Here is an 11,772-nt window from a genome sequence, read left to right as displayed (position 1 = left end):
GGCGATCCGCCGCCGGGGGGTCTCTGGCCAGGATTGTCCCATCGAAAGCCGATGTGACCTGGAGAGATCCCCATGAAGCGCACCCGTCTCGCCGCCGCCGTCCTCGCCCTGTCCGCCCTGTCCGCCCTGACCGTCAGCGCCCCCGCCCATGCGCAGGTGGGCTCCCACAGCGCCGCCGCCGTCCAGGTGCCGCCGATCAACGAGACCGCGCTGCGCAGGAGCATCGCCGGGCTGCCCGCGGCCGACGCCACCGCGGCCGAGGTCAGGATCAGCGGCTCGGCCGGCTCCTGGCACGGCGTCTCGGGCGTGACCGATCTGCGCGGGAAGCACCCGGCCAGGGAGGGGGCCAGGTTCCGGGCGGGCAGCGTGACCAAGGTGCTGACCACGGCGGTCGTGCTCCAGCTGGTGGCCGAGGGCGAGGTCTCCCTCGACCGCACGGTCCAGGACTACCTGCCTGGGCTGCTGCCCGCCGACTACCCGCCGGTCAAGCTGGCTCACGTGCTCAACCACACCAGCGGCCTGCCCGCGCCGAAGTCGGAGGGCGGCTTCGAGCGGGTCTACGCCGACCGCTTCAAGACGATCACCCCGCGGGAGTACGTCCGCCAGGCCGTGCTCAATCCGATCGAGTTCACCCCCGGGACCAAGCAGCACTACCTCAACGTCAACACCTTCGTCGAGGGCCTGGTGATCGAGAAGGTCACCGGCAGGTCGTACGAGCGGGAGGTCGGCGCCCGGATCCTGCGCCCGCTCGGCATGAACCAGAGCTACTTCCCCGGCCGGTCCGTCAAGATCCACGGCCGGCACAACCGGGGCTACCAGGTCGTCCCCAAGGGCTTCCCCGACTCCTTCCCCTACGGGTCCGCGTACGTCGTGGACGTCACCGAGATGGAGGTCACCTCCACCTGGGCCTCGGGCGACCTCATCGCCACCACCGCCGACCTGGAGAAGTTCACCAAGGCGCTGTTCGGCGGCGAACTCGTGCCCGCCGAGCAGTTGAAGCTGATGTTCACCGTGCCGAAGGTGACCATGTTCGGCACCGACGACGAGCCGGCCCACTACACCTCGGGCCTGACCGAGCTGACGCTGCCCGGCGGCATCGTCGCGTACGGCAAGACCGGCGCCCGCTACGGCAGCTCCACCGGCATCGGCGCCACCCAGGACCTGAGCCGCGTCGTGGTCTACTCGCTCAACTCCACCGACGCCAAGGCCCAGGGCCAGAACGAACGCGGCCTCGGCATCGCGCTGGCGGCCTTCGCCGAATAGGGCCTCAGCCTGGTCTTCGCCGAACAGGCCAGGGACCTCACGGTGGCTTTCGTCACAGAGGTCCCCTATCGCCTTCCCTGGCGTGTTTCAGCAAACTGATCCCGATATCATGGCCGGTGCCCACAAGGCACTGACGATGTTCGCCCGCGTGACCGTGCGACCTCCGCACATCCGGCGGGTCGGGCGGGAGCGCGCCCCCAGCTCCGGGAGACCCCCGCCATGCTGCTGACCTTCGCGGTCACGACGCTCATCATGATCATGATCCCCGGCCCCGACGCCGCGCTGATCATGCGCAACTCCCTCGCCCACGGCCGCGTGGCCGGCCTGCTGACCATGCTCGGCGGCCTGCTGGGCCTGTCCGTGCACGCCGCCGCCGCCGCGGTCGGCCTGTCGGCACTACTGGTCGCCTCGCCCACCGCCTTCACCGTGGTGCGCGCCCTCGGCATCTGCTACCTGCTCTGGCTCGGGGTGCACGCCCTGCTGTCGAGCCGGAACCGGGCCAAGGTCGTGGAGGCCGCCGCGCCCCCGACCGGCTCGCCGCTCGTGCACGTGCGCAGGGGGCTGCTGTCGAACCTGCTCAACCCCAAGGTGCTGCTGCTCTTCGTGACCTGGCTGCCGCAGTTCCTGCCCGGCCACGGCGACACCCTGGGACGGGCCCTGCTGCTGTCGGGGATCATCGCCGTGCTCTACGTGCTCTGGTTCAGCCTCTACAACGTGATCATCGACCGGGTGAGCGCGCTGCTGCGCAGGCCGCGGGTGCGGGCCAGGGTCGAGCGGGTGACCGGCGTGCTGCTGGTCGCCTTCGCGCTACGGCTCGCCGTCCAGTAGCTTGACCGCCCGCTTCGGGGCGATGGTCCGGTAGCTCTCCTCGACCCAGTCGAGCAGCACGTCGGTCTCGGGCAGCGCCGACAGGAACGGCACGGTCACCCAGCCGGCCTTGCCCAGGCCGTACCCGCTGGGGGCCGCGCCCTCGACGGTCAGCGCGTGGCCGTGCGCCTCCGACAGCAGCTTCACGCCGAACGTCGGGGCCCACTTCTCCGTCTGCTCGTCCAGGCCGAGGAACAGGAAGACCTTCTTGTTGACCTTGATGACCGTCTCGCCCCACGGATGGTCCTCGTGGGTCTCGGGCAGCCCCAGCGCGAAGGCCCGCAGTTCCGCACGTACGGTGTGCCAATCGTCCATGTGATGGACGGTACCGAAGGCGGACCCGCGCGGTCATCGAGGCGGTCGCCGGAACTCCGTGAGCCGGGCCTCGATGGCGTCCCTGATCCGGTCCCGGGCCTCCATCCGGGGGACGCCGGACATGAGCAGGCGGTCGTAGTCGGTGTCGAGATGCCGGACCGACGCGATCACCGCCAGCGTGATGGCGTTCTCGTCGAGCGCCCTGGCCGCCGCCGTCCTGCCCACCCGGCCGCTGCCGCGCCGGCCGGCGTGCTCGGCGATCTCGCGGGCCCGATCGGCCGGGCAGCCCGGGAACAGCCGGGCGATCTCGGCCGCCATCGCCGCCTGGAAGGCGACGTCCTGCTCGGCCCTGCGCACCTGGTCGCGCTCGCGGCGGCGCAGCCGCGCCTCCTCGTCGGCCAGGCAGCGCTCCTCGGCCGCGGCCAGCGCGGCCTCCTCGACCAGGACGCCCTGGCGCTGGTAGACCTTGCGCCGCCGGTTGTACCGGACGACCACCGCCGACAGCCCGCTCTCCTGCTTGGCCCGCCGGCTGAGCGCCGCGTTCCCCGCCGGCAGGAACACCAGGTGGTCCAGGTCGGCGCAGCTCAGGCAGTGGGGCCGGTCGTCCTCCATGATCAGGTACGGCCCGGTGTCGCCGCAGGACGCGCACGTCCACGGGTCCTCGGAGGCCACGGCCACCAGGTCGGGGGCCTTGCTCTGCCGCTCGGTGAGCCGCCGCACCCGGGCCTCGCTCAGATCGGGCGAGAGCCAGTGGACGCGGAAGGCGTCCTGCCCGTGGCCGGAGGTGAAGCGCAGGTCCCGCCGGTCGCGGGTGCCGGCCACGTACGGCGTCTCGACCGGCCTGAGCCCCTTGGCCAGCGCCCATTCCCGCAGCAGCCCGGCCGTGACGAGCAGCCGCTCCTCGTCGACCGCGGCCAGCTCGGCCAGCGTGCCGGCGCGGCCCTGCCGCCAGAGGTCCACGTGCCGGGACCGCAGCCAGCGCAACCCCGTCACGACGTCGATGAACGTCACGTAGTGGCGGTTGGTCAACGCGATCTCGGCTGCTTCTGCGACCCTGCGGGCCAGGTTGGGCTTGCTCACGCGGTCCAGTCTCCCGCGCCCTTTGTCGTGAGATGGCGAGACCCGCAGCTTTCCTTTTGGCTATTGCGGCAAGTAACCCCTTCGGATCTGGCATCTTGGGGGAAAACGTGCGCCTGCTCTGGCCTGCCGTACTCATGCTGGCCACCTCGTGTGGCGTCGCCGAGGACGGCTCGCAGCCCGTCGTGACGGGCGCGTTCGGCAGCAAGCCCGTCGTCGCCATACCTCGGGGGAAGCCGGGGCGCACGCCGCGGATCACGGTGCTCTCCATGGGCAACGGCCGGCGTACGGTCCCGGGGGACGTCGTGCTCGCCGACGTGGACATCCGGCGATGGTCGGGAAACAAGCCGTATCTCAGCACCTACGACGGCAACCAGCCCACCACGGTCGTCTTCGACGGCAGGCAGGTCTCCGAGACCTGGCGGGCCTCGCTCATCGGCAGGCCGGCCGGCAGCCGGGTGATGCTGGTCAGCCCGGCCTCCGAGGCCCTCGGCCCGAACGTGCCGCTGACCGGCGTCTCGCCGGCCGACACGCTGGTGGTGGTCTTCGACATCCTCGGCGGCTACCCGCCCGACGCGCGGCTCGTCGGGCGGGCCCTGCCGGCGATCCCGTCCGACCTGCGGCCGGATTCCCCGCCCCGGACCCTCATCGACGGTTCGGGACGGGACGTCACGGCGGGTTCCAAGGTGGTCATCCAGTACGTGGCCGCGTCCTGGCCGTCCCGTTCGGTGGTGGACTCGTCCTACCGGAAGGGCGGTCCCAGCGCCTTCACGCTCAGGCCCGGCTCGGTGCCGCCCGCCTGGCTGGAGGCGCTGGTCGGCAGCCAGGTCGGCAGCCGGCTGGCCGTGGGGTCCCCGGGGGACAGGCCCATGCTGTACGTGATCGACGTCCTCGACACGATCACGCCTGCCTGAGCCGCCTCAGCCGCAGTGCTCGAACGGGCTGTCGTAGGCCGAGGCGCCGGCCTTGCCGCCCCACTTGACGCACGTGTTCGCGGCGGCGGCGTAGACCGGCCCGGCGTAGTAGCCGTAATTGCCGGAGTCCGTCTTTCTCGTACTGCCCTGCACCTCCAGGTAGGCGGTCGTCGCGGTCGCCGTGCCGAGCGACTTCGCCTTCATGGTGACCACGCAGTTGTTGCCGTTGGAGTTGTTGTAGAGCAGGTAGACGGTCCCGTCGGTGCCGAGCCCGGCCGAGTCGATCACGTCGTAGCCGGCGCCGCAGGCCTCCTGCGGCGTGTACGGGTTGCTGGACCCGCCGCAGTTCTTCGAGCTCAGCGTCTGCACCGGGTAGCCGAAGGTGACGCCGTTGAAGACGGCCTTCTGGATGTTCGACGGGTAGCTGGTGCCCAGGCGCACCTCGTAGTGCAGGTGGGGGCTGATGTTGTTGCCCGGCTTGCTGGTGTTGCCGACCGTGCCGATCTGCTGGCCCTGCGAGACGGACTGGCCGGCGCTGACCAGCCGGGTGTTCAGGTGGGCGTAGTAGGTGGACCAGCCGCCGCCGTGGTCGATCTTGACGAGGTTGCCGTAGCCGTTGGTCGAGCCCTGGTGCGCCGAGATCACCACCGTTCCCGAGGCGGCGGCCACGACCGGGTCGCCGAGGTCGGCGTCGGCGGTGCTGCCCCTGTTGAAGTCGATCTCCCACGACTGGTGGGCGCTGCTCGCGCTGGAGTTGCCGGTCCAGGTCTGGCCGCAGGGGAACGGCATCTGGAAGTTCGTCGCGAGGAGCTGCGCCTGCGCGGACTCCGGTTCCGGGTCGGCGAAGGCGGGGGTCGTCGTACCGAGGCCGAGTAACAATGCGAGGCCAGCGACCATTGATCGGCTGAGCTTCATGGGGTGATCCTTTCCAGTGGGATCTGTGACACCAGAGTCCGCATTGGCCGCACAAGAATCATCCAGAACCGATACAAAGAGCTGTCAGGTCTCCCGTAAAGGGGCTGATGCTGTCATGACGGTCACCTTCCACGTCCTCGGCCCGCTGGAGATCCGCTCCGCCGGCCGCCCCCTACGGATCTCCGGCGGCAAACCCCGCATGCTGCTGGCCACGTTGCTGCTGGAGGCGGGGCAGGTGGTCCGCGCCGACCGGCTCGCCGAGGTGCTCTGGCCGGGGCGTCCGCCGCGTTCGGCGCTGGCCAACGTGCGCACCTACGTCAGCTCGCTGCGGTCCCAGCTCGGCCCGGTCGGCCTGCGCGCCGCCGGGGCCGGATACACGATCGACGTCGCCGACGGCGCGCTCGACCTGCGCCTGTTCGAGGAGCTGGCGCGTCGCGGCGAGTACAGTGAGGCCCTCGCGCTCTGGCGCGGCGCGCCGCTGAGCGACCTGCCGGGCAGCCCGGTCTGGGACCGCCGGATCGAGCACCTCCACCGGCTGCGGCTGCGGGCCGCCGAGTCGCTGATCGAGCGGCGCCTGAAGGCCGGCGACCACGACGGCGCCGCCGACGAGCTGCGCGGCCTGCTGGTCGAGCATCCCTACCGGGAGGACCTGTGGGGCCGGCTGCTGCTCGCCCTGCACCGCGGGGGCCGCAAGGCGGAGGCGCTGCGGACGTACGCGGCGGTCCGCGACCAGCTCGTGGACGAGCTCGGCGTCGAGCCGGGGGCCGAGCTGCGCGGGGCGTACGAGCTGATCCTGGCCGACGAGGGCCGGGCGGCGCCGGCCGTGCCGCGGCAGCTCCCGCCCGATCTGCCGGACTTCATCGGCCGGGCCGCCCCCTTGGCCGCGCTGGGCGGGACGTTCTCGGTCGCGGTGATCTCCGGGCCGCCCGGCGTGGGGAAGTCGGCCCTGGCCGTGCACGCCGCCCACCGCCTGCGCCCGGCCTTCCCCGCCGGGCAGCTCTACCTGGAGCTGGGCGGCAGGGCGCCGGGCGAGCTGCTGGCCGAGGCGCTGCGGGCGCTCGGCGTGACCGGCGCGCCGCCGACGCCCGGCGAGCGGTCGGCGCTGCTGCGCTCGCTACTGGCCGAACGCCCGATGCTGGTCCTGCTGGACGACGCCCGCGACGCCGCCCAGGTACGCCCCCTGCTCCCCGGCAACGACAGCGCCGTGATCGTGACCAGCAGGCGGCGGATCACCGAGCTGCCCGGCGCGCTGCGCGTCGAGCTCGGCGAGCTGTCGCCGGAGGAGTCGCTGGCGCTGCTCGGCGGTATCGCCGGGGCCGGGCGGGTGGCCCGCGAACCGGCCGACGCCCTGGCCGTCGTCACGCTCTGCGGCGGGTCGCCCCTGGCGGTCAGGGCCGCCGGAGCCCGGTTGGCCGGCCGGCCCGGCTGGTCGCTGTCGGTGCTGCGCGAGCGGCTCGCGGAGGACTGGCTGGCCGAGCTGAAGGAGGTGCGGGCCTGCCTCGACGCCGGGTACCGCAGGCTGCCGGCGGAGGCCGCCCGTACCCTGAGCACGCTAGGCGTCCTCGGGCCCGCCTCCGGGGCGCAGCCGGGCTGGGTGGTGGACGCGGCCCTCGGCCGGCACGGCGCGCACGACGTCACCGACCTGCTCGTGGACGCCCACCTGCTGGACCCGGTCGGCACCGACGACGTGGGCCAGCCGCGCTACCGGGTGCCCGACCTGGTCGGCAGGCACGCCCGCGAGCGCGGCCCCGACCGCGGCGCGCTGGCCCGGGTGCTGGCGGCCTGGACGGCCACCACCGAGCACGCCATGGCGCGCCTGCCCACCACCGTCTTCAGCCTCACCGCGGCCAGGGCGGCCAGGTGGCGGCTGCCCGCGCGCACGCTCGACCGGCTCACCGCCGACCCGATCACCTGGTTCGAGTCGGAGCACGAGGCGCTGGCCGGAGCCGTGGACCTGGCGGCCGAGCTGGGCCTGGCGGAGTCGGCCTGGGGTCTGGCCGCCGCCATGGTGCCCTACCTCGACCTGCACTGCCACCTCGGCACCTGGCGCCGTACGCACACCGCCGCCCTGGCCGCCGCCCGCGCCGCCGGCGACCGGTACGGCGAGGCCGCCATGCTCAGGGGCCTGGCCCAGGTCAGCCTCTACCAGGACCGGTACGAGGAGTCCGCCGAGGGCTTCACCCTCTCCCGCCAGATATTTCACGAAATAGGAGACGTCAGGGCCGAAGCGACGTCGGTCTGCGGGCTCGGCGCCGTGAGCCAGTTCCGCGGCCGGCACCTCCAGTCGCTCGGGCACCTGCGCCGGGCGCTGGCCATGTTCGTGGCCTCGGAGGACAGGCACGGCGAGGCGTTCGCCCGGCAGGCCATCGGCCGGGCCTGCCTGACCTCGGGCGACCTCGTCCAGGCGGCGGAGTCGCTCGGCGAGGCCATGCGGCTGGCCCAGGAGCTCGGGGACGCCCACCGCGAGGGCTGCGTGTGCCTCCAGATGGGCCGGCTGCACCAGGCGATGTCGTTCCACCGGCACGCCCTGGAGATCTTCGAGTCGCTCGGCGACCGCCACTGCGGGGCGTACGCGCTGCAGAGCCTCGCGGGACTCCAGGCGGCGCGCGGCGACCTGACCCGCGCCTCGACCGGCCTCGAACGCTCGCTGGAGGTCTTCCAGGAGCTCGGCGACCGCAGCGGCGAGGCGTCGGCCACCCAGCTGCTCGGCGAGCTGCACCGCTCGGCCGGGCGCACCGGCCTGGCTCTCGACTACCTCAGGCACGCCAGCGCCCTGCGCCGCAGCCTGCCGGCCTGAGGGGGACGTCAGGGGCCGGAGACCAGGCGGCGGACCAGCCGCCGCAGCCGCGACTGCTGCAACGGCACGCCCTGCAGCGCGTCGAGCGCCTCGGCGGCGCTCGGCCGCTTGGCCGGGGCGTGGTCGAGCATCCGGCGCACCACGTCGGGGACGTCGGGACCGTGGGCGTCGGCGCTGGTCGGGAGCTGGCCGGTGAGCAGCTGGTAGGCGATGGCCCCCGCCGCGTAGACGTCGGACGCGGTGGTCATCCGGTCGGGACGCTCCTGGCACTCGGGCGCCACGTAATGGGCGTCGAGCACGTTGCCCAGCTCGTGGGCGACCGTGTAGTTGCGCGGCCCCGGCTTGGCGTAGTCGAAACCGGTCAGCACCGCGTGCCCGTCGTCGGTGACCAGCACGCACCCGGGGGTGAGCGCCCGGTGGACGACGCCGTTGGCGTGCGCGTGCGCGAGCCCGCGCAGCAGGTCCTGGATCACGCCCAGCCTGGCGCCCTTGCCCAGCGACAGGTGCAGCGCCTCCCCGTGGACGTCGTCGAGCACCAGCACGAACCGGCTCTCGTCGTCGATGGCGAAGAAGTCGCGCGAGCGCACGACGCACGGATGGGGCGGGATGCGGGCGAGCGACTGGTAGGCGTTGGCGATGCGCTGGCGCTCGGCGGCCCGCGCCTCGTGGTCGGCCAGCGGGTCGGCCTGGTAGACCCGCAGCAGCACGGTCTCGCTGCCCGGCAGCGTGGCGTTGAACGCCCGGTATTCGGTGACCTTGGCGTCGCCGCCGAGCTGCTCCTCGACCTCCCAGTTGCCGAACCTGGGCGGCGCGGTGCTGCGGCGCACGGTGTGGTTGAGCGCGTCGAGCACCGCCGTCAGGTAGGGCCGCACGTCGGGGCTGCACCCCCGCCTGACCCGCGAGACGTCGCCCAGCGTGGCCACCAGGCCGGGCAGGTCGGTGACGTGGGGGGCGTCGCGGCCGGCCTGGTCGACCAGCTCGGCGTCGGGCGAGGTGAGCACGACCAGGCTGTCGACGTAGACGCGTTCGAGCTGGGTGGCCCTCGACACCAGCAGGCCCTTGAGCGCCTTGGCCGTGCCCCGCAGCTTGGTCACCGGAGAGCCGAACGCCTCCCTGCGCGGCGGGTACCAGCGGGTGCCGGACACCTCGATGCGGCCGCGGGTGCCCTTGACGTCGACGACCACGAGCGAGTGGGCGGTCAGCACGAGCAGGTCGACCTCGAACACGTCGTCGCCGCGCGGGACCTCGACGTTGTGCAGCAGCAGCCAGTCGGCGGGGGCGTGGTCGCGCAAGTAGGAGATCACGCGCCGTTCGGCGTCGTTGACCGGCCGTCCTCCGCCGACGATCTGTGCCATGGCGCCTATCCTCCCACGGTTCTCCATTGACAACATGCTGTCGAAATGACAGTATGTTGTCATGAAGGGAATCATTCACCACGCCGTCTACGACACCTTCGCCGACTGGGAGACCGGGCACGCGACCGCCCATCTGCGCAGCGAGCGCTTCCAGCGCGAGCCGGGGGCGTACGAGATCGTCAACGTCGGCCTGACCGGCGAGCCCGTCGTCAGCATGGGCGGCCTGCGGGTCACCCCCGGGCTGGCGCTCGACCGGCTCACGCCCGAGGGCAGCTCGCTGCTCATCCTGCCGGGGGCCGACCTGTGGGACGCGGGTGACGAGCTGGCGCCGTTCGCCCGCAAGGCGCGTGAGTTCCTGGAGGCGGGGGTGCCGGTCGCGGCCATCTGCGGCGCCACGGCCGGCCTCGCCCGCGAGGGCCTGCTCGACGACCGCGGCCACACCAGCGCGGCGCTGCCGTATCTGGGGGCCCAGCAGGGTTACGCCGGAGCCGGGCACTACCAGGAGACGGACGCCGTGCTCGACGGCGACCTCGTCACCGCCGGCCCCACCGAGCCCGTCGCCTTCGCCCGGGAGATCTTCCGCCGGCTCGACGTCTACCGGCCCGACGTCCTCGACGCCTGGTACCGCCTGTTCGGCAAGAGCGACGCCTCGGCGTTCGAGGTGCTGATGGCCGCGTGACCCCCGGCACCAGCCCCGACCCGGACGACCGCCCTTCCCGGCGCGACGCGAACGTTGCCGGGAGCGGTGGCGGGAGCGGTGACGGCGGTGGGAGTGTGGCGGCCGAGCTGCTGTCCGGTCTGGCGCTGGCGTCGTTCCGGCTCAACGGCCAGTTCCTGCACGTGGCGGAGGAGCTGGCCAAGCCGGCGGGCATGACGGCGGCCTGGTGGCAGGTGCTGGGCGCCGTCCTGGAGGAGCCGCTGCCGGTGGCGGGGATCGCCCGGGTGATGGGGATGACCCGTCAGGGGGTGCAGCGGATCGCGGACCTGCTGGTGGAGAGGGGCCTGGCCGAATACCGGCCCAACCCGGCCCACCGCCGCGCCAAGCTCCTCCAGCCGACGGAGGCGGGCCGCGCGGCGATCGCCAGGATCGTCCCGGGCCACCGCGACTTCGCCGACCGCCTGGTGGACGCGCTCGGCCTCGACGCCGCCCGCGAATCCCTGACCGCCCTCCACCGCCTGACCACCGCCCTGGACCACCTGACCACTCCACCCTGAACCACCCGACCGCCCGGCCCTGAACCGCCCCCGCTCGGCGCTGCCCGTGCTCCTCCCGCCGCATCGCGTCCCGCCCCCTCCCGGTCCTTCGGCGGGAGGGGGCGGTTTTGGTTCGGGGGCGTTCTCGCAGGTCAGCGGGATTGAACACGGGCAGCGCCGGCATGACGACCTGCGCCTCCGCCTCCCATTGCCGTCCGGCCGGGGACGGGACATCTGGCTCGACCGCCGTCCGGTAATAGCGGAACAGCCCCCTGAGGCGATCACCTGGATAACCACTCACCTGGTCTCCAAATTCGCCGAATTCGGGCCCGGCGTCGTAGGTCGTTCCTCAAGTTTCGGGTGATCGTTGCCTGAACGGCAGTGCACGAACGCCCCAACATCGCCGCCGGAAGGCCAAAAGAATCCCGTTCGCCGGGCAGCCCGACCGGGATATATGCAGTGCCCCGTCGATGAGCGCGGAAACCGAGTGCCAAGAAATCGAGGCGTCCCCTTGACCTTCGTTAGGGCATTCCGAGTTGCGATTTTCGCTGCCTGCCGCGATGGTTATTTGCGGCACCTCACAGCCCTGCACAAACGACCATGGCGCACAAATTCAGCGCCGATCCATGGAGGAAAGCAAACATGATCCGTCGCATTCTGGCCGGTGCAGCTATCGCGGTCACCGCTCTCGGCTTCTCCGCCTCCGCCGCGTCCGCGGACGTCGGCCCCAACCCGTACAACAACGGGCAGAGCATCCTGAGCCAGCTGAGCATCCTCGACGACCTGACGGCGCTGAACGATGTCGCCAACGACTCCATCAAGTACATCGACATCCTCACCCTGCTGCACCTGAACGACATCGAGGCCAACGTCCTCAACAACCAGGACAAGTACGGCGACAACAACTGAGCCTCCTCGCGTGGCGTAGGCAGGAAGACGATCGGCGACCCGTGGGAGATATCGCGGAGCCGCCCGGCCAAGGTCGCCTTCCTGGTGCCTTGAGGTGGACCGAAAGTACGGGCCGTGGCATTTCGCGAGGCCACGGCACGGGCTTGGTGCGCACCGAGCTCTGAAC

The 11,772-nt window shown here is 72.1% G+C and carries 11 protein-coding genes; 7 read left to right on the top strand and 4 right to left on the bottom strand.

Features of this window, described 5'->3' with window-relative positions; all coding sequences use genetic code 11:
• Positions 1–72 precede the first annotated feature (72 nt).
• Together ABZ459_RS26335 and ABZ459_RS26330 are read left to right on the top strand one after the other, a co-directional pair.
• Positions 73–1,263 carry a serine hydrolase domain-containing protein gene (locus ABZ459_RS26335; RefSeq protein ID WP_357975227.1) on the top strand — a complete coding sequence of 397 codons (1,191 nt, stop codon included), beginning with the start codon at positions 73–75 and terminating at the stop codon, positions 1,261–1,263.
• Between the two features lie 219 nt (positions 1,264–1,482).
• Positions 1,483–2,091: a LysE family translocator gene (locus ABZ459_RS26330; protein ID WP_357975224.1), complete on the top strand. Its 609-nt coding sequence runs from the start codon at positions 1,483–1,485 to the stop codon at positions 2,089–2,091.
• Here ABZ459_RS26330 and ABZ459_RS26325 read toward each other — a convergent pair.
• Positions 2,071–2,445 (bottom strand): MmcQ/YjbR family DNA-binding protein, encoded by a 375-nt coding sequence (locus tag ABZ459_RS26325; protein WP_357975221.1) that lies wholly within the window; start codon positions 2,443–2,445, stop codon positions 2,071–2,073. The genes ABZ459_RS26330 and ABZ459_RS26325 overlap by 21 nt on opposite strands.
• A gap of 33 nt (positions 2,446–2,478) precedes the next feature.
• Positions 2,479–3,525 (bottom strand): DUF2293 domain-containing protein, encoded by a 1,047-nt coding sequence (locus ABZ459_RS26320; protein ID WP_357975218.1) that lies wholly within the window; start codon positions 3,523–3,525, stop codon positions 2,479–2,481.
• A 107-nt stretch (positions 3,526–3,632) separates the two neighbouring features.
• Between ABZ459_RS26320 and ABZ459_RS26315 the strand changes: the two genes are divergently transcribed.
• On the top strand, positions 3,633–4,436 hold the full coding sequence (locus ABZ459_RS26315) for an FKBP-type peptidyl-prolyl cis-trans isomerase (RefSeq protein ID WP_357975215.1): 804 nt from the start codon (positions 3,633–3,635) through the stop codon (positions 4,434–4,436).
• 6 nt (positions 4,437–4,442) lie between these two features.
• Here ABZ459_RS26315 and ABZ459_RS26310 read toward each other — a convergent pair whose 3' ends face one another.
• Complete coding sequence (locus ABZ459_RS26310; RefSeq protein ID WP_357975212.1) at positions 4,443–5,351, bottom strand: M23 family metallopeptidase; 909 nt, start codon at positions 5,349–5,351, stop codon at positions 4,443–4,445.
• A 115-nt stretch (positions 5,352–5,466) separates the two neighbouring features.
• On the opposite strand from ABZ459_RS26310, the gene ABZ459_RS26305 reads away from it, so the two are divergent.
• Positions 5,467–8,148 (top strand): BTAD domain-containing putative transcriptional regulator, encoded by a 2,682-nt coding sequence (locus tag ABZ459_RS26305; protein ID WP_357975210.1) that lies wholly within the window; start codon positions 5,467–5,469, stop codon positions 8,146–8,148.
• An 8-nt stretch (positions 8,149–8,156) separates the two neighbouring features.
• On the opposite strand, the gene ABZ459_RS26300 is transcribed toward ABZ459_RS26305, so the two are convergent.
• Positions 8,157–9,503, bottom strand: a complete 1,347-nt coding sequence (locus ABZ459_RS26300; protein ID WP_357975207.1) for an NERD domain-containing protein kinase family protein — start codon at positions 9,501–9,503, stop codon at positions 8,157–8,159.
• Between the two features lie 61 nt (positions 9,504–9,564).
• On the opposite strand from ABZ459_RS26300, the gene ABZ459_RS26295 reads away from it, so the two are divergent.
• The 3 genes from ABZ459_RS26295 (at position 9,565) to ABZ459_RS26285 (ending at position 11,606) form a co-directional block, all read left to right on the top strand.
• A complete protein-coding gene (locus tag ABZ459_RS26295; RefSeq protein ID WP_357975204.1) occupies positions 9,565–10,182 on the top strand; it encodes a type 1 glutamine amidotransferase family protein in 618 nt (205 codons plus the stop codon).
• Positions 10,183–10,277: 95 nt separating this feature from the next.
• Positions 10,278–10,718 (top strand): MarR family winged helix-turn-helix transcriptional regulator, encoded by a 441-nt coding sequence (locus tag ABZ459_RS26290; RefSeq protein WP_357975454.1) that lies wholly within the window; start codon positions 10,278–10,280, stop codon positions 10,716–10,718.
• 621 nt (positions 10,719–11,339) lie between these two features.
• Positions 11,340–11,606 carry a hypothetical protein gene (locus ABZ459_RS26285; RefSeq protein ID WP_352322992.1) on the top strand — a complete coding sequence of 89 codons (267 nt, stop codon included), beginning with the start codon at positions 11,340–11,342 and terminating at the stop codon, positions 11,604–11,606.
• Positions 11,607–11,772: the final 166 nt, after the last annotated feature.

The sequence above is a fragment of the Nonomuraea sp. NPDC005692 genome (assembly GCF_040631115.1).
Lineage (GTDB): Bacteria > Actinomycetota > Actinomycetes > Streptosporangiales > Streptosporangiaceae > Nonomuraea.
Note: the sequence above shows the minus strand (reverse complement) of the source record. Positions and strands in the feature narration are given on the sequence as shown.

Coding starts and splice junctions, on each gene's coding strand:
- ABZ459_RS26295 (WP_357975204.1), top strand. CDS start 9,565: ATGAAGGGAATCATTCACCACGCCGTCTACGACACCTTCGCCGACTGG.
- ABZ459_RS26330 (WP_357975224.1), top strand. CDS start 1,483: ATGCTGCTGACCTTCGCGGTCACGACGCTCATCATGATCATGATCCCC.
- ABZ459_RS26300 (WP_357975207.1), bottom strand. CDS start 9,503: ATGGCACAGATCGTCGGCGGAGGACGGCCGGTCAACGACGCCGAACGG.
- ABZ459_RS26335 (WP_357975227.1), top strand. CDS start 73: ATGAAGCGCACCCGTCTCGCCGCCGCCGTCCTCGCCCTGTCCGCCCTG.
- ABZ459_RS26285 (WP_352322992.1), top strand. CDS start 11,340: ATGATCCGTCGCATTCTGGCCGGTGCAGCTATCGCGGTCACCGCTCTC.
- ABZ459_RS26305 (WP_357975210.1), top strand. CDS start 5,467: ATGACGGTCACCTTCCACGTCCTCGGCCCGCTGGAGATCCGCTCCGCC.
- ABZ459_RS26325 (WP_357975221.1), bottom strand. CDS start 2,445: ATGGACGATTGGCACACCGTACGTGCGGAACTGCGGGCCTTCGCGCTG.
- ABZ459_RS26310 (WP_357975212.1), bottom strand. CDS start 5,351: ATGAAGCTCAGCCGATCAATGGTCGCTGGCCTCGCATTGTTACTCGGC.